The organism is Micromonospora sp. NPDC004704 (genome assembly GCF_053601675.1).
Genome location: NZ_JBSGCD010000008.1, coordinates 118,547 through 140,384 on the forward strand (window position 1 = coordinate 118,547; position 21,838 = coordinate 140,384).

22 protein-coding genes and 2 tRNA genes are annotated in these 21,838 nt (G+C 71.7%); 14 read left to right on the forward strand and 10 right to left on the reverse strand.

Translation table 11 applies throughout. From position 1 onward, the window contains the following. Positions 1 to 24 precede the first annotated feature (24 nt). Both ACWEFB_RS13670 and ACWEFB_RS13675 read left to right on the forward strand, forming a co-directional pair. Positions 25 to 99 (forward strand) — tRNA-Gln (locus tag ACWEFB_RS13670). Between the two features lie 84 nt (positions 100 to 183). Next, positions 184 to 256, forward strand: a tRNA-Glu gene (locus ACWEFB_RS13675). A gap of 387 nt (positions 257 to 643) precedes the next feature. On the opposite strand, the gene ACWEFB_RS13680 is transcribed toward ACWEFB_RS13675, so the two are convergent. Next, positions 644 to 1,330 (reverse strand): IclR family transcriptional regulator, encoded by a 687-nt coding sequence (locus ACWEFB_RS13680; RefSeq protein ID WP_326560479.1) that lies wholly within the window; start codon positions 1,328 to 1,330, stop codon positions 644 to 646. 49 nt (positions 1,331 to 1,379) lie between these two features. Here ACWEFB_RS13680 and leuC point away from each other — a divergent pair, with 49 nt between their 5' ends. The 4 genes from leuC (at position 1,380) to ACWEFB_RS13700 (ending at position 6,496) form a co-directional block, all read left to right on the forward strand. Beyond that, positions 1,380 to 2,834 carry a 3-isopropylmalate dehydratase large subunit gene (leuC, locus tag ACWEFB_RS13685; protein WP_452285334.1) on the forward strand — a complete coding sequence of 485 codons (1,455 nt, stop codon included), beginning with the start codon at positions 1,380 to 1,382 and terminating at the stop codon, positions 2,832 to 2,834. Between the two features lie 14 nt (positions 2,835 to 2,848). Further along, positions 2,849 to 3,436 carry a 3-isopropylmalate dehydratase small subunit gene (gene leuD, locus ACWEFB_RS13690; RefSeq protein WP_326560477.1) on the forward strand — a complete coding sequence of 196 codons (588 nt, stop codon included), beginning with the start codon at positions 2,849 to 2,851 and terminating at the stop codon, positions 3,434 to 3,436. A gap of 218 nt (positions 3,437 to 3,654) precedes the next feature. Then, on the forward strand, positions 3,655 to 4,254 hold the full coding sequence (locus ACWEFB_RS13695; protein ID WP_452285336.1) for an HU family DNA-binding protein: 600 nt from the start codon (positions 3,655 to 3,657) through the stop codon (positions 4,252 to 4,254). A 235-nt stretch (positions 4,255 to 4,489) separates the two neighbouring features. After that, a complete protein-coding gene (locus tag ACWEFB_RS13700) occupies positions 4,490 to 6,496 on the forward strand; it encodes an endonuclease/exonuclease/phosphatase family protein (protein ID WP_452285338.1) in 2,007 nt (668 codons plus the stop codon). Between the two features lie 10 nt (positions 6,497 to 6,506). Here the strand turns inward: ACWEFB_RS13700 and ACWEFB_RS13705 are convergent, their stop codons facing one another. From ACWEFB_RS13705 to cofC, 5 genes are all read right to left on the reverse strand, one after another. After that, on the reverse strand, positions 6,507 to 7,376 hold the full coding sequence (locus tag ACWEFB_RS13705; protein ID WP_452285340.1) for an NUDIX hydrolase: 870 nt from the start codon (positions 7,374 to 7,376) through the stop codon (positions 6,507 to 6,509). Further along, the gene (locus ACWEFB_RS13710; RefSeq protein ID WP_452285342.1) at positions 7,373 to 8,902 is read right to left on the reverse strand and encodes a CYTH and CHAD domain-containing protein; all 1,530 of its coding nucleotides are present in this window, start codon (positions 8,900 to 8,902) and stop codon (positions 7,373 to 7,375) included. Before ACWEFB_RS13710 ends, ACWEFB_RS13705 begins: the two co-directional genes overlap by 4 nt. A gap of 107 nt (positions 8,903 to 9,009) precedes the next feature. Continuing rightward, positions 9,010 to 11,361 carry an RNA degradosome polyphosphate kinase gene (locus ACWEFB_RS13715; protein ID WP_452285344.1) on the reverse strand — a complete coding sequence of 784 codons (2,352 nt, stop codon included), beginning with the start codon at positions 11,359 to 11,361 and terminating at the stop codon, positions 9,010 to 9,012. A 163-nt stretch (positions 11,362 to 11,524) separates the two neighbouring features. Further along, positions 11,525 to 11,722 carry a cold-shock protein gene (locus tag ACWEFB_RS13720; RefSeq protein WP_452285346.1) on the reverse strand — a complete coding sequence of 66 codons (198 nt, stop codon included), beginning with the start codon at positions 11,720 to 11,722 and terminating at the stop codon, positions 11,525 to 11,527. A gap of 64 nt (positions 11,723 to 11,786) precedes the next feature. Continuing rightward, positions 11,787 to 12,407: a 2-phospho-L-lactate guanylyltransferase gene (gene cofC / locus ACWEFB_RS13725; protein WP_452285348.1), complete on the reverse strand. Its 621-nt coding sequence runs from the start codon at positions 12,405 to 12,407 to the stop codon at positions 11,787 to 11,789. A gap of 145 nt (positions 12,408 to 12,552) precedes the next feature. Between cofC and ACWEFB_RS13730 the strand changes: the two genes are divergently transcribed. The 3 genes from ACWEFB_RS13730 to ACWEFB_RS13740 are packed head-to-tail and all read left to right on the forward strand — an operon-like array spanning position 12,553 to position 15,457. Further along, on the forward strand, positions 12,553 to 13,299 hold the full coding sequence (locus ACWEFB_RS13730; RefSeq protein WP_452285350.1) for a lysophospholipid acyltransferase family protein: 747 nt from the start codon (positions 12,553 to 12,555) through the stop codon (positions 13,297 to 13,299). Then, positions 13,296 to 14,294, forward strand: coding sequence for an NAD(P)H-dependent glycerol-3-phosphate dehydrogenase (locus ACWEFB_RS13735; protein ID WP_326560469.1), 999 nt, complete (start codon positions 13,296 to 13,298; stop codon positions 14,292 to 14,294). The genes ACWEFB_RS13730 and ACWEFB_RS13735 overlap by 4 nt, the downstream gene beginning before the upstream one ends. A 32-nt stretch (positions 14,295 to 14,326) precedes the next feature. Beyond that, entirely contained in the window at positions 14,327 to 15,457 is a 1,131-nt protein-coding gene (locus ACWEFB_RS13740; RefSeq protein ID WP_452285352.1) for a cystathionine gamma-lyase, read from the forward strand. A 184-nt stretch (positions 15,458 to 15,641) separates the two neighbouring features. On the opposite strand, the gene ACWEFB_RS13745 is transcribed toward ACWEFB_RS13740, so the two are convergent. Together ACWEFB_RS13745 and ACWEFB_RS13750 are read right to left on the reverse strand one after the other, a co-directional pair. Continuing rightward, positions 15,642 to 15,863 (reverse strand): DUF397 domain-containing protein, encoded by a 222-nt coding sequence (locus ACWEFB_RS13745; protein WP_326560467.1) that lies wholly within the window; start codon positions 15,861 to 15,863, stop codon positions 15,642 to 15,644. A gap of 4 nt (positions 15,864 to 15,867) precedes the next feature. Beyond that, on the reverse strand, positions 15,868 to 16,713 hold the full coding sequence (locus tag ACWEFB_RS13750) for a helix-turn-helix domain-containing protein (RefSeq protein ID WP_452285354.1): 846 nt from the start codon (positions 16,711 to 16,713) through the stop codon (positions 15,868 to 15,870). 282 nt (positions 16,714 to 16,995) lie between these two features. On the opposite strand from ACWEFB_RS13750, the gene ACWEFB_RS13755 reads away from it, so the two are divergent. The 3 genes from ACWEFB_RS13755 to ACWEFB_RS13765 all read left to right on the forward strand — a co-directional run bounded on the left by ACWEFB_RS13755 (position 16,996) and on the right by ACWEFB_RS13765 (position 19,023). Continuing rightward, positions 16,996 to 17,118 (forward strand): hypothetical protein, encoded by a 123-nt coding sequence (locus ACWEFB_RS13755; protein ID WP_281278644.1) that lies wholly within the window; start codon positions 16,996 to 16,998, stop codon positions 17,116 to 17,118. A gap of 237 nt (positions 17,119 to 17,355) precedes the next feature. Continuing rightward, positions 17,356 to 17,577, forward strand: coding sequence for a hypothetical protein (locus tag ACWEFB_RS13760; protein ID WP_452285356.1), 222 nt, complete (start codon positions 17,356 to 17,358; stop codon positions 17,575 to 17,577). Between the two features lie 345 nt (positions 17,578 to 17,922). Next, entirely contained in the window at positions 17,923 to 19,023 is a 1,101-nt protein-coding gene (locus tag ACWEFB_RS13765; protein WP_326560464.1) for a D-alanine--D-alanine ligase family protein, read from the forward strand. A gap of 77 nt (positions 19,024 to 19,100) precedes the next feature. Here ACWEFB_RS13765 and ACWEFB_RS13770 read toward each other — a convergent pair whose 3' ends face one another. Together ACWEFB_RS13770 and ACWEFB_RS13775 are read right to left on the reverse strand one after the other, a co-directional pair. After that, positions 19,101 to 19,766 (reverse strand): DUF3515 family protein, encoded by a 666-nt coding sequence (locus tag ACWEFB_RS13770; RefSeq protein ID WP_452285358.1) that lies wholly within the window; start codon positions 19,764 to 19,766, stop codon positions 19,101 to 19,103. After that, on the reverse strand, positions 19,767 to 20,000 hold the full coding sequence (locus ACWEFB_RS13775) for an Lrp/AsnC ligand binding domain-containing protein (RefSeq protein WP_326560463.1): 234 nt from the start codon (positions 19,998 to 20,000) through the stop codon (positions 19,767 to 19,769). A 168-nt stretch (positions 20,001 to 20,168) separates the two neighbouring features. Here ACWEFB_RS13775 and ACWEFB_RS13780 point away from each other — a divergent pair, with 168 nt between their 5' ends. After that, a complete protein-coding gene (locus ACWEFB_RS13780; RefSeq protein WP_452285360.1) occupies positions 20,169 to 21,107 on the forward strand; it encodes a thiamine-phosphate kinase in 939 nt (312 codons plus the stop codon). Positions 21,108 to 21,199: 92 nt separating this feature from the next. Next, entirely contained in the window at positions 21,200 to 21,667 is a 468-nt protein-coding gene (locus ACWEFB_RS13785) for a GNAT family N-acetyltransferase (protein WP_326560461.1), read from the forward strand. The last annotated feature ends 171 nt before the right edge of the window (positions 21,668 to 21,838 follow it).

Here is a 21,838-nt window from a genome sequence, read left to right on the forward strand (position 1 = left end):
TTTCTCGGTGCCGGAAGGTACCGATGGGGTATGGGGTAATTGGCAGCCCAACTGATTCTGGTTCAGTTAGTCTAGGTTCGAGTCCTGGTACCCCAGCCACCGACGCCAGAGATGGCGCCGGTAGCTGGTCTCTGATAGAGTTCAGCGGTCCTCTTCGGAGGACAAAGTAAGACAGAAAGTCCTGGCCCCGTCGTCTAGCGGCCTAGGACGCCGCCCTCTCAAGGCGGTAGCGCGGGTTCGAATCCCGTCGGGGCTACAGGTTCGGAGCCCGTGTCACGCAAGTGGCGCGGGCTATTTTTATTATGCGATAGCGAGCGCGGTGCCGCCGGCACTTCGCTCGCTTTTTTCGTCGCCCGTTCCGCACCTGCGGCGATCCACCCCGCCCACGCCCGAGCTTCCACCCCGTCGCGCCCGCCGGAGCCGCCCCGCGCGCCCTCAACCTGTCGCCCTACCGCCCGTGCACGCCCGAACACCTGCTCCGCCGAACACCTGCTCCGCCGAACACCTGCTCCGCCGAACACCTGCTCCGACCGGAGATGACCACACTTGTAGAGAAAGAGTGGCTATCCGCGATGGGATAACCACTCTTTCTCTACAAGAGCGCGGATCTGGGGGCGGGGGAGGGGAGAGGGGGAGCGGTGGGTTAGAGGCCGCTGAGGCGTTGGCCGGCGCGGACTACGGCCATGGCGTGGCGGTCACCGGGGCGGCGGCCGAGGCGTTCTATCGGGCCGGAGATGCTGACCGAGGCGATCACCCGGCCGGTCCGGTCGCGGATCGGGGCGGAGACACTGGCCACACCGACCTCCCGCTCGGCGACGCTCTGCGCCCAGCCCCGGCGGCGTACCTCGGCGAGGGTGCGGCCGGTGAACTTGCAGCGGGGCAGGAGCGGCATGACCGCCTCCGGGGGCTCCCAGGCGAGCAGGACCTGGGCGGCCGAGCCGGCGGTCATCGGCAGCACCGCCCCGATCGGTACGGTGTCGCGCAGCCCACTGGCCCGCTCGGCGGCGGCCACGCAGATCCGCTCGTCCGCCCGGCGCAGGTAGAGCTGTGCGCTCTCCCCGGTGGCGTCGCGCAGCGCGGCGAGCAGTGGCTCGGCGGCGGTCAGCAGCACATCCGGTGCGGCGTTGGCCAGCTCACCCAGCCGGGGGCCCGGACGCCACCGCCCCTGGGTGTCGCGTACGAGCATTCGATGGATCTCCAGGGCCTGTGCCAACCGGTGCGCGGTGGCTCTCGGCAGCTTGGTGCGATCGACGAGTTCGGCCAGGCTGGCGCCGTCCACGCAGGCGGCCAGGATGACCACCGCCTTGTCGAGAACGCCGACACCGCTCATACTGTGTCCCACAAGCCGAAACATACCTCCCAGAATTTAGGATGTCCAGATGGTGGGAGTCACGCCAACACCGTCCTCGCCCAGGACCCTGGCCGAGAAGGTCTGGGACGCTCACGTGGTGCGATCCGCCGACGGCGAACCGGACCTGCTCTTCATCGACCTGCACCTGCTGCACGAGGTGACCAGCCCGCAGGCCTTCGACGGGCTGCGGATGGCCGGTCGCCGGGTCCGGCGTACCGACCTCACGCTCGCGACCGAGGACCACAACACCCCGACCGGGTACGCCGACCCCGCGTTCCGGGCCCGTCGCGGTGACCTGCTCACGATCGACGACCCGACCTCGCGTACGCAGATCGAGACGCTGCGCAACAACTGCGCCGAGTTCGGGGTCCGGCTGCACCCGCTCGGCGACGAGAACCAGGGCATCGTGCACGTGATCGGCCCCCAGCTCGGGCTGACCCAGCCGGGACTCACGATCGTCTGCGGCGACTCGCACACCGCCACCCACGGCGCGTTCGGCGCGCTGGCCTTCGGTATCGGCACCAGCGAGGTCGAGCACGTCCTGGCGACCCAGACGCTGCCGCAGATCCGGCCGAAGACGATGGCGGTCACGGTCACCGGTGAACTCGCCCCCGGCGTCACCGCCAAGGACCTGGTGCTGGCCCTGATCACCCAGGTCGGCACCGGCGGCGGGCGCGGCCACATCGTCGAGTACCGGGGCGAGGCGATCCGCAGGCTCTCCATGGAGGGCCGGATGACCATCGCGAACATGTCGATCGAGTGGGGCGCCAAGGCCGGCATGATCGCGCCGGACGAGACCACCTTCGCGTACCTCAAGGGTCGCCCGAACGCGCCGCAGGGCGCCGACTGGGACGCCGCGGAGGCGTACTGGCGCACGTTGCCGACCGACGAGGACGCGACCTTCGACACCGAGGTCTTCCTCGACGCCACCCGGATCACCCCGTTCGTCACCTGGGGCACCAACCCGGGGCAGGGTGCCGCGCTGAGCGCGATCGTGCCGGACCCGGAGGACTTCGTCACCGAGGCCGAGCAGACCGCCGCCCGCAAGGCGCTGGAGTACATGGACCTGCGCCCCGGTACGCCGCTGCGCGAGGTTCCGGTCGACGTGGTCTTCGTCGGCTCCTGTACCAACGGCCGGCTGGAGGACCTCAGGGCCGCGGCCGACGTGCTGCGCGGACACAGCGTCGCCGACGGCGTACGGATGCTCGTCGTACCGGGCTCGGCGGCGGTACGCGAGGCGGCCGAGCAGGAGGGGCTGGACAAGGTCTTCATCGACGCGGGGGCCGAGTGGCGGTTCGCCGGGTGCTCCATGTGCCTGGGCATGAACCCGGACACGCTCAAGCCGGGGCAGCGTTCCGCCTCCACCTCCAACCGCAACTTCGAGGGCCGGCAGGGCCGTGGCGGGCGTACCCATCTGGTCTCCCCGCCGGTCGCCGCCGCCACCGCCGTGATCGGCCGGCTGGCCGCCCCGGCCGACCTGTGAAGGGCTGATACGACATGGAAAAGTTCACCGTGCACAGCGGCACCGCGGTCCCGTTGCGTCGCTCCAATGTGGATACGGATCAGATCATTCCGGCGGTGTATCTCAAGCGGGTCACCAGAACCGGCTTCGCCGACGGCCTCTTCAGTGCGTGGCGAGAGGATCCGGCATTCGTACTCAACGATTCCATTTATTCCGGTGCGTCGATCCTATTGGCCGGGCCGGAGTTCGGCACCGGGTCATCGCGCGAGCACGCCGTGTGGGCACTGCGGGACTGGGGATTCCGCGTAGTGATCTCTCCTCGCTTCGGTGACATCTTCCGCGGCAACTCGCTCAAGGAAGGCCTCTTGCCGGTCGAGCTCGAATTGAAGGCCGTCGAGGAACTGTGGGACCTGGTCGAGGCCGACCCGACCACCCGCATCACCGTCGACCTGACCGCCCGGGAGGTTCGGGCAGGTGACTCCACCTGGTCGTTCCCGCTCGACGACTTCAGCCGCTGGCGGCTCATCGAGGGCTTGGATGACATAGGACTGACCCTCCGCCACGAGACCAACATCACCGAGTACGAGCGCCACCGGCTCCCCTTCCTGCCGGTCGTGGCATAGCCCACACCGCCCTCCCGGGAGCCGTTTTCGCCCCCGCCGGACTTACGGATTCGTTGCTGCCCTACGCCTTCCGGTCAGCTCCGAGCCGCCGGTGGGGGCGAATCCGTTGCGACACAATGGCTTTTTTCCCGCAGATGTTTGTGTCCCGGTGGCACAGGGCATACCGTGCGCGCAGAATGGCTCGCGTTGAGTCCAGTTGCACATACGGGAGGGAAGTCGTGAACAAGGCCGAGCTCATCGAGGCGCTCGCCGCTCGCCTGGGGGACCGGAAGACGGCGACGGCGGCGCTCGACGCGGTCCTCGCCGAGGTTCAGGGGGCGGTCGCCAAGGGGGAGAAAGTGGCGATCACCGGTTTCGGAGTCTTCGAAAAGCGTGTCCGGGGGGCGCGAACAGCGAGGAACCCCCGAACAGGCGAGTCGGTGAAGGTGAAGAAGACATCGGTCCCGGCCTTCCGGCCGGGCGCCGGGTTCAAGGACATGGTGTCCAGCGGCAAGGTGCCGAAGACCGCCGCCGCGGCGAAGAAGACCACGGCGACGGCGGCGGCGACCAAGTCGACGGCCACCAAGGCAACCACGGCCACGAAGGCGGCGGCCACCAAGAAGGCGACCGCCACCAAGAAGGCCGCGGCACCCGCCAAGACCACCGCCACCAAGGCGGCGGCCAAGAAGACCGCACCGGCGACGAAGTCCGCCGGGGCCAAGAAGACCGCCGCGGCCAAGAAGACCACGGCGGCGAAGAGCACTTCCACCCGCGCCACAGCGGCGAAGAAGGCTCCCGCGAAGAAGGCCCCGGCCAAGAAGGCCGCCGCCCGACGCTGAAACACCGCACGGCCTGGGCGCCCACCGGTTCCGCCGGTGGGCGCCTTCGTGTGCGCCACCGCAGAAGGACACCGCCGGGGCGGGAAACGGGGCCGGGGCAGGCGTGTCGGGGCGGGGCGCGCCGGCCGGGCCGGACAACGGGTACGAACACCGACCGCGTACGGGCGTTGACCCGTCGATGGGTTCGCCGGAGAATGGCCCGACCTCGTCCGCCCCCGCCCCCACGGGAGTCCCGGTGCGTCGTTCGGCTCCTGCGCTCATCGCCGCCGCCCTCGGCGTGCTGCTCCTCGTCGACATCCTGCGGGTCTGGCTGCCTTCGATCATCACCATCTTCGGGCAGGCCGCGTCCACCCCGGCCGAGCTGATGGGCGCCTTCGCCCTGCTCTGGTTCGTGCTCCCGCTCGGTGCACCGGCGCTGTTCCGGCTCGGTGCCGGTCGGGTCACCACGGTCGCGGCGGTCATCCTGGTCGGGTGCCGACTCCTGCTGCCCGCCACCGAGGGCGGGCAGGCGCAGCTCTACCTGGCCAGCGCCGGCCTGCTCGCCGGACTGGTCTGGCTCGCCGGACTCGCCACCACCGCACCGGTTGCCGTACCGGGGGTGGTGGTGGGGTTGGCGGCGACGACCGTACTGCACACCGCACTCGGCACGTACGACCTGGTCTGGCGCGGGAACGTGGACTTCCTGGTGCTCGTACCGGTGGCGGGAGCGTTCCTCGTCGCGCAGTTCTCGGCGTGGGGCCCGTACCGGGCGGGGCCGGCACGGCCGTGGCTGCTCGTCGGCCCGGCCCTGCTGCTCTGGGGCATGCTCGCCGGTTCACCCGCGCTCGCCGCGACCGGGGCGTCCTACCTGGCCGGTGTCGCCGCCGGGTTCGACCGGGTGGCGGTCCCGCCGGCGGGGGAGCCGCTGCCGGTGACCGTCCTGGTCGCGGCGGCGGTCGGACTGTTCCTGGCCACCGGGCTCGGGCCGGTACGCCAACGCCTGCTCCGCTGGCTCTACCCGGTCGCGCTGCTGGCCGGCAGCGTCCTGTTCGCGCTCAACCTGCCGCTGGCGCTGCCGTTCGCGATGCTGCTCGCCGCCGCCGGGCTCGGCGGTTGCCTGGCCCTGGCGAACGCCCCCGCCGGTGCGTCCGTGGTGGACGACGGTACCGGTGGGACGGACGGGTCAATCGGGACTGCTGGGCCGTCGGCCCGGCCGGGTTACGCCGCGCTCGGCGGGACCCTCGTTTTTGTCGTCGGTGCGATCGGTTACTACGCGGCCTACGACATCGGTTACCCCAACGGGGCGTTCCCGGTCCTGGTCGCGCTTCTCGTGGCCGTGCTGGCGATCCGGGCTCCGGTCGCGACCGGGGCGGTGCGGGCGGAGGGCGTACCGGAAACGGATGACGGAGTTCGGGCGGAGGGCGGACCCGAAACGGCCGGCGGCGGGGTGCGGGCGCCGCTGCGGTCCTGGCGGCGGACGGCGGTGATTTCCGGTACCGCGCTCGCTGTGGTCGGCGGCCTGCTGGCCCCACCGGCCGCCGACGCCGCACCGACGCCGGACGGCAACCGGGTACGCCTGGTCGCCTACAACATCCGGATGGGTTTCGGGCTCGACGGGCGGTTCGACCTGGACGGGCTGACCGACGTGCTCGCCGGCCAGCGGCCCGACGTGGTCGTGCTGAGCGAGGTCGACCGGGCCTGGCTGCTCAACGGGGGACACGACACCCTCGCCCTGCTCGCCGGCCGCCTCGGCATGCGGTACACGTTCGCACCGGCCGCCGACCCGGTCTGGGGCGACGCCGTGCTGACCTCGCTGCCGGTCGACTCGGCCGGCACGGTCGTCCTGCCCCGGCTGGGTGCGGTCACCGGCGCCCAGGCCCTCGGCGTGGTGCTCCGGGTCGGCGGCACCGACCTGGTCGTCGTCTCCACCCACCTGCAACCGCCGCCCGACGACGGACCGGTGGCACAGGCCCGTGAAGCGGCCCGTTACGCCGTCGAGCTGGCCGCTGGGCGGCCGTTGGTGCTGGCCGGGGACCTGAACACCCAACCGGGGGAGCCGGCGTTCCAGGCCCTCCTGGGCGCCGGACTGGTCGACGCGCTCGCCGCCGACCGGCCGCTGCCGACCAGCCCGGCCGACAACCCGGTGGAGCAGATCGACCACGTACTCGTGGCCGGCGGCGTCACCGCGACCGAGGTGACCGTCGTACGCAGCACCGCCTCCGACCACCTGGCCGTGGCCGTCACCCTCACCCTGCCCGGCTGAGCCGCCCGCCCTAGAGGCGGTCGGCGCCGAGCAGACGGTCGCCGGAGAAGGCGAGCAGCCAGCCCCCGCCCTTCGGGGTCCGGTAGTCGCCCGGTACGCCGGTCAGGTGCTCCAGCGCGCCCGGGATCACCTTGCCCTGGCTGCACGCCACCGTCGTACGCCCGTCCGCCGCCAATTCGGTCAGCCGGGCGGCCAGGGCCAACGCGCACTCGGCCACGTCCTGCCCCGGTTTCGGCTCGTCGAGATCGGAGTCGACCTCGATCGGCAGGTCGAACAGCTCGGCCAGCGGCTCGACCGTCTGTACGCACCGCCGGGCGGTCGCCGAGCGGAGCCGTACCGGACGGATCAGCGCCCCCAGCGACGCCACCGCACGGGCCTGGATGATGCCCTCCGCATCCAGCGGGCGGGCGGTGTCCGGCCCGGACCAGGTGGCCCGGTTACCCGCCTGGGCGTGCCGGAACACCGCGAGCACCGCGGTCACCGGTGCCATGGCGGCGAAGTCGCGCAGGACCCAGATGTCGTGCGGGTACGTGACCAGGCCGATCGCCTCTTCCAGCGGAAGCCAACGGATGTCGTCGACCTCCGTACCCGGTTCGAACCCGCCCGTACCGACCGCCCGCATCGACCAGTAGTCGACCCGCTTCGGTCGCCCGTCGCTGAAGTATCGGACGCTGCGCAGCCGGGCCTGCGGCACCGCCCGTACGTCGGACTCCTCGGCGACCTCGCGTACGGCGGCGGCCAGCGGGTGCTCGTCCCGGTCCAGCTTGCCCTTCGGCAACGACCAGTCGTCGTAGCGGGGGCGGTGCACCACACACACCTGCACCCCCTGCTCGGACGGGCGCCAGACGACACCGCCGGCCGCTCGGATCAGTGGGCTCACGGCAGCCAGTCCGTCCGGCTTCCCTTGGTGGTCCCCTGCCACGCCTGCGGGAACTCAGCCCGTACCCGGCGGATCGTGGTCCGCTCCCGTTCGGCCAGCCGTCCGGCGGTCACCGCGAGGGCATGGTCGGTCGGATCGTCGGCCGCCACCCCGAGCCAGGTCTCGGCGGCCACCGCCGCGTCCTGGTGCTCGCCGAGCAGTTCCTGCACCCGGGACAGCGACTTGGCCAGCTTGCGGGCCCCGCCGCCGAGGACCGGGGCGACCGCGTCGACCGCGTACCGGGCCTTCTTGCCGTTGATCCGTACCGCGTGCCACCGCTCGTCCGGGGCGAGCGGGTCGAGGTCGGCGGCGGCGTCGCTGTCCTTGCCGCCGTGGGCCAGCCGGCGCCACGGCTTGGCGACCAACTTCGGGAGTACGTCCACCGCCCGTCCCCGGGCCGCCCCGGTCAACTGCGGCTCACGGGTGGCGGCGACCAGCGCCTCGACCAGGGCGGCGTACCGCTCCGAGCCGAGGGCCTCGTCGACCGAGGTCAGCGCCCGCTCGTGCCGCTGCTCCAGTACGGCGTCGATCCGGTCCACCGCCGCCCGGTCCAGTTGGCTGAGCGGATCCGCGCCCGCGGTCACGTGCAGCCGGTCCCGGAGCACCTCCGCGTCGCGGGCCTCGCCGAGCACGCCAGCGAGCCACTTCAGCTCGTCACGCAGCGGCTTGACCCACTCGGGGCGCAGCAGCGACCGGAACGTACGCAGGTCGCTGCGCAGCCGCCGGCAACCGACCCGCATCTGGTGTACGGCGGTGTCGTCGTCGCCGACCGGTTGGCGCAACCGGACCAGCGGGTCGTGCGCGAGCACCTTGCCGACACCGCGCCGGATCGCGTTCGTCACCACGTCACCGGCGGTGGCCTTGCCGGGCAGTTCCGCCGGTGCGACCAGGTCCGCCGGACCGGCCGCCGCCTTCCCGAGGGCGCGTACGTGCTTGGGGGTGAAGCCGCCCGCCACCGCACCGGCGTCGCGCAGCACCGCCTCCACCCGGTCGAGCAGGTCCCCGTCGCCGCCCTTGCGTTCGACCTCGACCTCCCGGAACCGTTTGCGCACCCGGTCGCCGTCCAGCACCGACACCGCGTCGTCGGCGATCTCGGCCAGCACCCGGTCGGCGTCGTCCCGCAGCTCGTACGCGTGCCGGACGCTGCGGACCACGGCCGCCGGCACCAACGGCACCCCCCGCGAGTACGCGGTGACGAGCGCGGTCAGCTCGGCGGGGGTCTCCCGGCGCTTGCCGGGGCGGGAGATCTCGTGCCGGGTCCCCGGCACGTCGGACGGGAGCTTGACCGTCCAGGGCAGCGGATCACCCTTGCGGTGGCGCAACGAGACACCGGCGCGGGCCAGCCGCAGATCGGTGGTGTCGAGGTAGGTGGCGGTGAGGGTCACCGGGGGCAGGGCGAGCACCCTTCCCCCGGGCGGCACCGTCGCGGACAGGTCCGGCAGCGTGAAGTTCTCGTCAACCTCGTACTTGCGTTCCTCCTCCAACATCCGCCAAGCCTATCCACGACGGTCCGTCCGGCGGAGTGCTGCGCCGATCCGGCACCGCGACCGGGCCGCCCGCTGCACGTGCGTGGGCGGCCCGGCCTGCTCGGCCTCTATTTGGCGGCGCGGGCCACCCGGCGCAGCATCGCGTCCTGGAAGTCGACCAGCGGCCGGTCCGGCTCACCGATCCGCCGGCTCCAGGTCCCGTCCGGGTGCAGCTCGAACGACGCGACGTCGTCGCTCATCGCGGTGGTCAGCACCTGGTCCAACTCGGCCCGGGCGACCGGGTCGGTGACCTGCACCAGCGCCTCCACCCGGCGGTCGAGGTTGCGGTGCATCAGGTCCGCCGAGCCGATCCAGAACTCGGCCGAGCCGCCGTTGCCGACCGGCCGTCCACCGGCTGCCGCGTCGGCGGCGAGGGTCCCGCCGCCGTTGCCGAACCGGAAGACCCGGGAGTGTTCGAGGAACCGGCCGAGGACCGACCGGACCCGGATGTTCTCCGACAGGCCGGGTACGCCGGGACGGAGCGTGCACATGCCCCGGATCATCAGGTCCACGTGCACCCCGGCCCGCGAGGCGCGGTAGAGGGCGTCCACGATCTCCTCGTCGACCAGGGAGTTCACCTTGATCTGCACGAGACTCGGCACCCCGAGCGCGGCGTGCGCGATCTCCCGGTCGATCCGCTCGATCAGACCGCTGCGTACCCCCTCCGGGGCGACCAGGAGCCGGCGGAACCGGGTCTGCCGGCTGTAACCGGTCAGTACGTTGAACAGGTCGGTCAGGTCCGCGCCCACCTCCGGGTCGGCGGTGAGCATGCCGAAGTCCTCGTAGAGCCTGGCCGTCTTCGGGTGGTAGTTGCCGGTGCCGATGTGGCAGTAGCGGCGGATCTGGTTGCCCTCCTGGCGTACGACCAGGGCGGTCTTGCAGTGCGTCTTCAGGCCGACCAGGCCGTACACGACGTGGCAGCCGGCGCGTTCCAGCACCCGGGCCCAGCCGATGTTCGCCACCTCGTCGAACCGGGCCTTCACCTCGACCAGGACCACCACCTGCTTGCCGGCGGCGGCGGCGTCGATCAGGGCGTCCACGATCGGGGAGTCGCCGCTGGTCCGGTAGAGGGTCTGCTTGATGGCGAGCACGTTCGGGTCGGCGGCGGCCTGCTCGATGAACCGCTGCACGCTGGTCGCGAACGAGTGGTACGGGTGGTGGACCAGGATGTCCCCGTCGCGCAGGGTGGCGAAGACGCTGCGCGGCACCTCGCCCTCGACCAGTCGCGGGTGGGTGGCCGGCACGAACGGGCGTTCCTTGAGGTCGGGCCGGTCGCACTCGTTGTAGATCTGCCAGAGCGAGGAGAGGTCGAGCAGCCCCGGCACCCGCAGGACGTCCTGGTCGTCCATGTCGAGTTCCCGGACCAGCAGGTCGAGTACGTGGTCGGAGATGGACGAGGCGACCTCGAGGCGTACCGGGGGACCGAACCGGCGCCGGGCAAGCTCGCGTTCCAGCGCCTGGAGCAGGTCCTCGTCCCGGTCCTCGTCGACCTCCACCTCGGCGTTGCGGGTGATCCGGAACAGGTGGCACTCGGCCACGGTCATGCCGGGGAAGAGCTGGTTGAGGTGGGCCGCGATCAGGTCTTCCAGCGGCAGGAAGCGCATCCCCGGGGTGTCCCGTTCGACCCGGACGAAACGCGGCACGTTGTTCGGCACCTTGACCCGGGCGAACAGCTCCGGCCCGCCGTCCGGGTCGCGTACGGCCACCGCCAGGTTCAGCGACCGGCTGGAGATGTACGGGAACGGGTGCGCCGGGTCGACCGCGAGCGGGGTGAGCACCGGGAAGATGTGTTCCCGGAAGTAGGTGCGCAGCCGTTCCCGCTCGGGTGCAGGCAGTTCCGCCCAGCGGATCAGGTGGATGTCGGCGGCGGCCAGCCGGGGCACCACGTCGTCGACGAAGCAGCCGGCGTGCCGGGCGACCAGGTCGGCGGTCTTCTCCGAGATCAGCTCCAGTTGCGTACGCAGCGGCAGCCGGTCGCCGCCGCGTACCGGCAACCCGGCCTGCAGCCGCCGCTTCAGGCCGGCGATCCGGACCATGTAGAACTCGTCCAGGTTGCTGGCGAAGATGGCGAGGAACTTGGCGCGTTCCAGCAGCGGGGTGGCCCGGTCCTCGGCCAGGGCCAGGACCCGGGCGTTGAAGTCCAGCCAGGAGAGTTCCCGGTTGAGGAACCGGTCCTCGGGCAGCGGCTCGGCCACGGCGGGCGGATCCTGGGCCGGCGGCGGGGTGCTCCCGGTGCCGGGCCGGGGGCCGTTGTCGGAGTCCTTGCCGTTTTCGGCCGGTCGGACGAACCGTCCGTTCGCTCCCCGATGGGGCGTACCGGGCGGAACGAGCGGTTCGGAGTCCGGCAGCGCCGAACGCGGGGTGGTGGCCAGGGCGCGGCCGGGCGACTGGGGGCGGGGGTGGGCGGGCGGGGTGCTCACCTTTTCATCATTGCCCGAAGCGGGTGAACGCAAAATGAACTTGCCATCTTCGGATCACGGCAAGTCGGACAATGCGCTCTCGTAGGCCGCTACAAACCGGTCATCTCGCCCAGAACGGCTCAACCTTGCACCGATAATTCCGGTTAATCCGGTGGGTTGATGATCACACCAGGCCGGGCAGGGTGATCCGGGTAACCTCCCCCGACGCGCCGTGCTCGATCTTCAGTCGTTGCCCGAGACGGAGCAGCCGCAACCCCGAGGCGTCGAACGCCGTGGCCGGAAAGGCGACCTCGGTGCCGTCGTCCAGCAGGAGCGTGCCGGACCGGGTCTGCGGGTCGTACGTCGCCACGGTGCCCTGCATGCCCAGCACCGTACACCGGGCCCGGCGGTGTCGGGGGATGTAGGAGGCGGGGGAACCGCGCCGGTCAGGGGAGCAGGGCGGCGGTGTGCCGGCCGAGGCCGAGTGCCGCCGCCGCCAACAGGTCGGCACGGGTGTCGACGTCACGGCGCAGGGTCGGCCCGGCCCCGGTCAGGGCGAGCGCCCCGGAGGCCGTGTGCGCCGCCGCCGACGGCCCACCGAAGCGCGGATCCAGCGGTACGCCCGCGGGCGCCACCAGCAGCACCGTACCGGTGCCCGGGGTGTCCGGGGCGAACCGGCGCAGTTGCGGGGGACCGGCCGCCACGGCGGCCAGCGCGGCGGTCAGCTCGGCCGTACGCAGGGCCGGCAGGTCGGCGGTGAGCGCCGCCACCCCGGTGTTGCCGACCAGGGCGGCGCCGAGGGTGAAGGCGCCGTTCAGCCCACCGGTCGGCGGATCCGGGGTGATCCGGGCGCCGAGCGCGCCCAGCGCCCGACCGGCCGCTATGTCGTCGGTCACGACCAGCACCCCGGCGACCGCCGGGCTCGCCAGCGCGGCGCTGACCGTGTCCAGCGCCAGCGCAAGGGCCAGCGGCTCGTGCGGAACCCCCGGCAGCGCGCCACGCAGCCGACTCTTTGCCGCGCTGAGCCGCTTGACCGGCACCACCACAGTCCAGGTCGGTTCGGTCACACGATCATCCTGCCAGCCGCGGGGACCGGCCCCTCGCTGGCCGTACCAGGGGCGAGCAGGCATGATTTCGCTGCGGGCCGGGGTGGTTGGGCGGCGCCGGGGCGACCGGTGCTCCCCGGGCCCGGGGCACAACGAGGAGGGCATAGTGGCACGGCGCAGGCTGGGGTTCTGGCGGCGGTTCGCGATCGCGTTGGTGAAGCCGCCGATGTGGGTCTGGACCCGGAGGACCTGGGCCGGCATGGAGCACGTACCGACCTCGGGCGGCGTCATCATCGTGCCGAACCACATCTCGCACACCGACCCGCTGGTGGTGGGGCACTACATCAACGACACCGGACGGTGGCCGCAGTTCCTCGGCAAGGCCAGCATCTTCCGGGTGCCGGTGGTCGGATACATCCTGCTCAGGTGCCGCCAGATCCCGGTGGAGCGGGGCACCGTCGACGCCGCCCGGTCGCTGGAGACCCTGATCTCCGCGGTCAAGGACGGCGGCGCGGTGGTGATCTACCCGGAGGGCACCACCACCCGCGAACCCGACCTCTGGCCGATGCGCGGCAAGACCGGCGCGGCCCGGCTGGCCCTGGCCACCGGTGCCCCGGTCGTCCCGATCACCCACTGGGGTGCGCAGAAGATGTTCGACCCGCGCAACGCCAAGCTCAGCCTGCGCCCCCGGATCCCGGTCTCGGTGGTGGCCGGACCTCCGGTCGACCTGAGCCGGTGGGCCGGTGCCGCCCCGACCAAGCAGGTGCTGGACGAGATGACCAACGAGATCATGCTGCGGCTCCGGGATCAGCTCGCCGAGATCCGGGGCGGCACACCACCGCCGATCTGGGCGCCGAACGGCCCGCGCCCGGCCGTCGACGAGTCCGCGCACCGCGACGGGGACGCCGCGTGACCGGCCACGTCGCCGTCCTCGGTGCCGGTTCCTGGGGTACGGCCTTCGCCAAGATCCTCGCCGACGCCGGCCGGGACGTGACCATGTGGGCCCGGCGCGAGTCCGTGGTCGACGCGATCCGGACCACCGGCCACAACTCCGAGTACCTTCCCGGACTCCGGTTGCCGCAGCGGGTCACCGCGACCGCCGACGCCGCCGCCGCGATCGCCGGTGCCGACCTGGTGGTGCTCGCCGTACCGTCGCAGACGCTGCGGGGCAACCTGGCCGACTGGGCCGCGTTCATCGAGCCCGACGCGACGCTGGTCTCCCTGATGAAGGGGATCGAGCTGGGCACGACCAAGCGGATGAGCCAGGTGATCATGGAAACCGCCGGGGTGGCCGAGGACCGGGTGGTCGTGGTCTCCGGCCCCAACCTCGCCCCCGAGATCGCCCAGGAGCAGCCGGCCGCGACCGTGGTCGCCTGCACCGACATGGATCGGGCCACCCTGGTCCAGTCCTCGATCACCACGCCCTACTTCCGGCCGTACACGAACGACGACGTCATCGGGTGCGAACTCGGCGGCGCGGTGAAGAACGTGATCGCCCTGGCGTACGGCATGGCGAACGCGATGGGACTGGGCGACAACACCAAGGCCACCCTGATCACCCGTGGACTGGCCGAGACCGCCCGCCTCGGCGTGGCGCTCGGCGCCGACCCGCTCACCTTCGCCGGGCTTGCCGGCCTGGGTGACCTGGTCGCCTCCTGCTCGTCCCCGCTGGCCCGCAACCGGACCTTCGGCGAGCACCTGGGCCGGGGCGAGACCCTCGAACAGGCCCAGGTGGCGACCCGGCAGACCGCCGAGGGGGTCAAGAGCTGCCTGGCGATCCGGGACCTGTCCCGGGCGCACGGGGTGGAGATGCCGATCACCGAGCAGGTCGAGCTGGTCTGCCACGAGGGCGCCAACCCGAGGCTCGCGATGGCGGTGCTGATGAGCCGCAAACCGCGACCGGAATGACCAACGAAAACGCCGTACGGGCTGGAGAACCGATGATCGACGAGCAGGACCCGCACGGCTACGGCGACAGCACCCGGTGCGTGCACGCCGGACTTCCCGAGCCCGAGCCGGGACAGCCGTTCCTGCCCGGTCCGGTGTTCGCCGCGCCGTACCACCTCGACCCGGAGGCCGGACAGGGGACCAACCCGAACGGCTACGGTCGCCCGGACAACCCCACCCGCCGCGCACTCGAATCGGCGATCGGTGAGCTGGAGGGGGGCGACTGCCTCGCCTTCGCCACCGGGCAGGCGGCGATCAGCGCGGTCCTGCTGGCACTGCTCAAGCCCGGTGACGGCGTGGTCCTGCCGACCGACGGCTACTTCCCGGTACGGGCCTTCGCCACCTCTACCCTCGCCACCATGGGCGTACGGGTCGAGTTCGCCCCGACGGCCGGACCGTACCCGTCGTTCGAGGGCGTACGCCTGTTGCTGCTGGAGACGCCGGCCAACCCCGGCCTGGACGTCTGCGACGTGGCCGAACTGGCCGACCGGGCGCACGCCGCCGGTGCGCTGGTCGTGGTGGACAACACCACCGCCACCCCGCTCGGTCAGCGCCCGCTCGACCTCGGCGCGGACCTGGTCGTCGCCTCCGGGACCAAGGCGTTGACCGGTCACTCCGACCTGCTGCTCGGTTACGTCGCGACCCGGTCCGCCGAACTGCTCGATCCGCTGCGGGCGTGGCGGGCGACCACCGGCTCGGTCCCCGGTGCGTTCGACTCCTGGCTGGCGCACCGGTCGCTGGCCACCCTCGACCTGCGGTTGGGTCGGCAGAGCGCCAACGCGGCGGCGGTCGCCCTGGCACTGAGCGAGCGGTCCGACGTCACCGGCCTGCGGTGGCCGGGGCTCGCCGACGACCCGTCGTACCCGGTGGCGAGCCGGCAGATGCGCCGGGTGCCGGGGGTGCTGTCGTTCGACCTCGGCGACGCCGACCGGGTGACCCGGTTCCTGCGCGCCGCCAAGCTGGTCTTCGCCGCGACCTCGTTCGGTGGCCTGCACAGCAGCGCCGACCGTCGGGCGCAGTGGGGCGACGACACCCCGGAGGGCTTCGTCCGGCTCTCCTGCGGGGTGGAGGACACCGCCGACCTGGTCGCGGACATCACCGCGGCACTCGACGCGGCGAGCTGAGAACGAGGTACGGCCGGCTGGGACGATGTTCGGCCGGCTGGGACGAGGCACGGCGGAAGCCCCGATCGGAGTGATCGGGGCTTCCGGTGTTGCTGGTCGCGCCTGCTCGGTCGAGGCCGCCGAATCCCCACTGGACCGGTCCGGCGCGGTGTGGCTGTGGTCGTTCAGGAGCCGGTGCGGCTCGTCAGTCGATGATCGGGCCGGTCGGTACGGCACCGGCGAACGCCGACCACGCGGTGGCGGGGAAGGTCAGGATCGGGCCGCCCGGATCCTTCGAGTCCCGGACACCGATCGCCTCGGTGGTGACGGCGAACTCCACGCAGGCACCCTGGTCGCCACTGCGGCTGCTCTTACGCCAGGCGGCGGTCGCGAAAGCGGCCATCGTGGTGGTGGTTGGAGCGGACATGTGTCTACCGTCCCTTCAGGAGGTTGGAGATCAGCTTGCAGCTCTCCTCCGGGCTCAACGCCACGGTGCGTAGGTGCTGCATGATCTTCGTGCAGGTGTCCAGCTCGGGCATCGTGTCGAAGGACAGTTGTCCCGCGACAGTCTCGACCGAGGCCAAGGGTTGATCATCTGGACCGAATTCGAGGATGTGCAGTGATCCCCTGGTGCCCCGGTGGTAGCCGGTGGCGAGCGGGATCACCCCGATCGTGATGTGCGGTATCTCGGAGAGCCTGATCAGGTGTTCGAGTTGCTCCGCCCAGACGTCGTCACCGCCGACCCTGCGCATCAGCGCCACCTCGTCGATCACCGCGTCGAGCACCAGCGGGTCGGGGGTGGCGGCCAGCCGCTTCTGGCGGTTGAGGCGGAACTGGACCCGCCCCTCGATCTCGTCGTCGGTGAGGATGTGCGGGCCACCGAGCATGATCGCCCGGATGTAGTCCGGGGTCTGCAACAGCCCCGGCACCAGTGACGGTTCGAAGGACTGGATGTAGGTCGCCTCGGACTCCAACGCGATGAAGTCGGCGGTCTTGCGGTCCAGCAGGTACGAGTACGACACCCACCAGCCGGGCTTCTTGGCCTCCTTCGCCAGCTCGATCGTGCCCTTCAGCGCGTCTCCGTCCACGTTGTAGTGGGTGAGCAGGGCGCGGACGGTCGCCGGGCTGGGCAGGCTGAGTGCGTTCTCGTACCTGGACAACGTGCTGCGGGTGCTGTTGATCTCCTCGGCCGCGCGTTCGAGGGTCAGCCCGGCAGCCTCGCGATAGGACCTGAGGGCGATGCCGAGGCGGCGGGCGCGGGCGGTCTTCGGTGCCATGGAGCGAGTTTGACACACCTCGGCGAGAAAGTGTGCATGAGAGATCGCCCATGAGAGTTGCATTCACGCTTTCACGGATGGCAACCTGTGTTGGCGTCCTCGCTGCCGGTGGTCGTGTCGACGGTGGCGGCGAGTGACGGAAAGGGGAATGAGGCGCACGGTGGTCGGGGACTCCCCCGTACCCGGCCGCCGTGTGCCCCACCGCCGCGGACCCGGAGGTGTCGGATGACAGCGACCCCCTGTTGGCCTCGTGTATCGCGTTGCCGATGGTGTACGCGGCCGGTGCTGCGCGACAACGACGGCGCGTGGATTCATGCCGACCTGGCGTACGTCTGCCGGGACCGCTCCGGCGGCCTGGCCGGCACCACCGCCGAACCGGAGGCGGTCGCCCGCCATGCCGGTTGACCAGGACGAGGAGCAGGACCAGTGCCCGCAAACGCGCTCGTTTCCATGCCCGCAACCGCACCTGCACCGGCTCCGGTGCCCGCAACCGCTCCGGTTCCGGCGCCTGCAACCGCCCCGGCAGAGGTGCCCGGACCCGCACCTGCCGCCTCGACGCCGGCACCGGTGCCCGCAAAGCCACCCGCAGCGGTCCGGCCGTGCCGGTCGTTCCGCTCGATCGGCGCCGGTAGGCCGCCCGTGGTGACCCGCTACCTCGTCGTCCTCACCGACGTCCGCCCGCTCGGCACCGAGGGGCGCAACGAACGGGTGGAGCCGGAACGGCGCCGCCAGGTGGTCGGCGCCACCAGCCGGGACGCCGCGGACCGGATCGCCGGGGCGTTCGCCGCGCTCGGCATGGTCCGGGCCGGACGGCAACGCGTCAAAGTGATCGCCGTCGGACGGCGATCTCCCGAACCACACTGAACGCCGGGGTTCCCGGTGGTCGAGGTCCCCGACCATCGTGACCCTGGCCCGCGCCGCCCCGGGGCACCGGCTGGTGCCCGCCTGGCCGAGAGCCCCGGGGCGGGTCCGCGGAACCGCACGTCGCAACGATGACTGCCTGTCCACGGAACCGCAGGTCGCAACGATGATTGCGGAGCTGCGGAATCGCACGTCGCGACCGTGACCGGGAAATGGCAGCGTCGCGCGAACGTACGGCACGGGGTCGTCGGACCGGCCCCATACCATCGGTCGGGGTGAGGCCGGGGCCTTGATCGAACTCCCGGCCTATCGACCCGCGCGGTGGCCACGCAGAGTAGGGTCACCCGCGTGACAAGCCCACGGAAGACCCGCGTCGCAGTCGTCTTCGGCGGTCGTAGCACGGAGCATGCGATCTCCTGCGTGAGCGCCGGAAGCATCATCAACGCCTTGGATCCGGACGAATACGAGGTGGTGCCCGTGGGCATCACCAAAGCCGGCGAATGGGTGCTGACCAGTGGTGACCCAGAGCAATTGGTCATTACTGACCGTAATCTTCCGGAGATCACCGCGAGCGCCGGAACCGCCGTCATGCTGCCGGCCGACCCGACCGGCAGCGGCCTGATGGTGCTCGACCCCACCGAGGGTCCGGCCGCCCTGGCCGACATCGACCTGGTCTTTCCCGCCCTGCACGGCGCGTACGGCGAGGACGGCACCATCCAGGGGCTGCTGGAGATGGCCGGCATCCCGTACGTCGGATCGGGCGTCTTCGCCTCCGCCGCCGCCATGGACAAGGAGTTCACCAAGAAGCTCGCCGTGGCCGAGGGCATCCCCACCGGCCCGTACGTGGTGCTGCGCAGCGGGATGACGCTCACCGAGGAGGACAAGGAACGGCTCGGTCTGCCGGTCTTCGTCAAGCCCTCCCGGGCCGGCTCGTCGTACGGCATCACCAAGGTCTCGGACTGGGCCGACCTCGAGGCGGCGATCGTCACCGCCCGACAGATCGACGCGAAGGTGCTGGTCGAGGCGGCGATCGTCGGTCGGGAGATCGAGTGCGGGGTGCTGGAGGGCGAGGCCGGAGGCGGCCCCGAGGCGTCCCTGCTGGCCGAGGTCCGGGTGGCCACCGACCGCGAGTTCTACGACTTCGAGGCCAAGTACCTCGGCGACGCCTGCGAGTACGACATCCCCGCCGGGCTGCCCGACCGGGTCACCCGGCAGGTCCAGGAGTACGCCTGCCGTACCTTCACCGCGCTGGACTGCGCGGGCCTCGCCCGGGTCGACTTCTTCGTCACGCCCGACCTGGACATCTACCTCAACGAGATCAACACGATGCCGGGCTTCACCTCGACCTCGATGTTCCCGCAGATGTGGGCGGCGGCCGGGTTGGAGTACCCGAAGCTGGTCGACCGGTTGATCCGTACCGCGCTCCGTCGCGGCACCGGCCTGCGCTGACCCGGCTGCCCCGCCCTGCCGAGCCCAGCGGCCCAGCCGGTGCAGTCGGCCCAGCCGGCCCAGCCGGTGCAGTCGGCTCAGCCGTTGCAGCCGGTCGGTCGGGTCTTGCCGGACGGGACGGCGGCGACCACCGGCTCGGCGACCGGGGCGATCCACTGCAACGGCGGGTCGTAGCCACGGGGCACGGTGACCTGCACCGGAACCTCGCGGTCCACGGTGACGAACACCGTCGAGTCGGTCTGCTCCTGTGCGTGCCAGCAGACCGAGTTCACCACCCAGACCTGGTCGGTCGGTGGGAACGAGGGGAGCGGGGTGCCGCAGGCCACGGTGACCGCCGGGTCGCCGTACGCGGCGTTCTGCTCCGGGCCGGTGGTGACCGGCCGCTGCGCCAGCTCACCGAGGCTCGCCGGAAGCCGGGAGAGCAGGGCCCGGCAGACCGTGGCCGCCCGTTCGCCGAGCGGGACGGCGGTCACCGGGACCGGTGCGGTGGACTGCACCCGTGGGGTGGCCGAGGTGGCCGACGGGGTCGGGTTGGCGGCGGCCTCCGAGTCGGGTGCCAGCCGCCCGAAGGCGAACACCGCCACGAGCACGGTCAGTGGCAGGGCCACCACGGTCGCCCAGATCGCGGCCTGCCGCATCGAGCGGTCCGGGGCCTCGGGCCCGACCGTGGCGCCGTCCTCGTCTGCCGCGCCGGATCCGGTCGATTCGTTCGGTTCGGTTGGTGCGGGAACAGGCTGTGCCATTTAGAGCCGCACCACCGAGCAGGTCAGGGTACGGGTGATCCCCGGCACCAACTGGACCTTGCTGACGATCATCTTGCCCAACTCGTCAACCGTGTGCGCCTCGGTGAGAACGACCACGTCGTACGGCCCGGTCACGGCATCGACTCGGACCACGCCCGAGATATCCGTGATCTGCGCGGCCACGTCACGCGCCCTTCCGACCTCGGTCTGGATGAGGATGTACGCCTGGACCACGACCCGACCTCCGTCCGCCGCCGAGCGGCTCGACCGTGAAAATACCGTACGGAGTGGGTCGGTTCCCCACCGGTGGTCAAGGGAGGCGCAAGTGAGCGTGCGTTGCGAGCGGATCGGTTGGTGTGGCGTGACGACGTACCGCCCGACGTCGGATGCCGGGGTCGGCGCGTGAGCGTGGCCAAAGCCGGTGAGTTCGGTCTGATCGCCCGGGTCACCGCCCGGCTGGGCAGCGGACCGTCGGTGCTGCTCGGGCCGGGGGACGACGCCGCCGTGGTGAGCGCCCCGGACGGGCGGGTGGCCGCCTCGACGGACGTACTGGTCGAGGGGCGACACTTCCGGCGGGACTGGTCCTCGGCGGTCGATGTCGGGCACCGGGCCGCCGCCGCGAACCTCGCCGACATCGCCGCCATGGGAGCCCTGCCGACCGCGCTGCTGGTCGCGCTCTGCATCCCGCCGGACGTGGAGGTGCGCTGGGCCGAGGAACTCGCCGACGGGCTCGGCGCGGAGGCGGCGCTGGTCGGGGCGAGCGTGGTCGGCGGCGACATGTCGTCGAGTCCGACGCTCACCATCGCCGTCACCGCCCTCGGTGACCTGGGCGGCCGGGCGCCCGTCGTGCGCAGCGGCGCCCGGCCCGGCGACGTGGTCGCCCTCGCCGGCCGGATCGGGTACGCCGCCGCCGGGTACACCGTGCTCTCGCGCGGATTCCGTACGCCGAAACTGCTGGTGGAGGCGTACCGGCGACCGGAGGTGCCGTACCGGGCCGGACCGCAGGCCGCCCGGCTCGGCGCCACCTCGATGATCGACGTGTCGGACGGGCTGCTCGCCGACCTCGGGCACGTGGCCACCGCCAGTGGGGTCGGCATCGACCTGCGTACCGCCGCCTTCGAGGTCCCCGCCCAGATGCGGGACGCGGCGCACGCCCTCGGCGTCGACCCGTACGCCTGGGTCCTCGGGGGTGGGGACGACCACGCCCTGGCCGCCACCTTCCCGGCGCACCTGGCGCTGCCCGACGACTGGCGGGTGATCGGGCGGGTGGTCGACGGGAGCGGGCTGACCGTCGACGGTAAGGCGTACAAGGGGCCGGCCGGCTGGGACCACTTCCGGTAGCCTCGCGACTCACCGGATAACCGTTCTCCGGTGAGATCTTCGTGACCGGGATCCGGATCAGTAAGGGACGGCTGCGGCCGTACCCTTTACGGGTGAGTGAGATCGAGATCCGCGTGGTGCGCTACGACTCGCTGGTTGCCCAGCAGCTCGTGGCCGACGCACTGGCCGACCTGGGCGTCCGGTACGGCGGCAGCGGCGACGAGACGCCGGTCGAGCCGGCCGAGTTCGAGTCGCCCTCCGGTGCGTTTCTGGTCGCGTACCGGGGTGGGGAGCCGGTCGGTTGCGGCGGCTGGCGCAGCCACGGCGACGCGGGGGACACCGCGGAGCTGAAGCGGATGTACACCACCCCGGCGGCTCGGGGTCGGGGTGTGGCCCGCGCGGTGCTGTCGGCGGTGGAGCGCTCGGCCCGCGAGTACGGCCGCAAGCGGCTCATCCTGGAGTGCGGCGACCAGCAGCCCGAGGCGATCTCGATGTACCAGTCCTGCGGTTACGTCCAGATCGAGAACTTCGGCTACTACCGGAACGAACCCGGCACCCTCTCCTTCGCCCGCCCCCTCTGACCCACCCCGCGCCCCGCGGCCCCGCCCCGCGCCCGCCCCGCCGCGAGCCCGGCGGCCAGCCCCTCTTGTAGAGAATGAGTGGTTATTCGGGCTGCTGAAGCCACTCATTCTCTACAAGAGGGGCCTCAGTCGCACGGGGTGTTTGTGGGAGGGGGTACGCAAGTAGCCGTC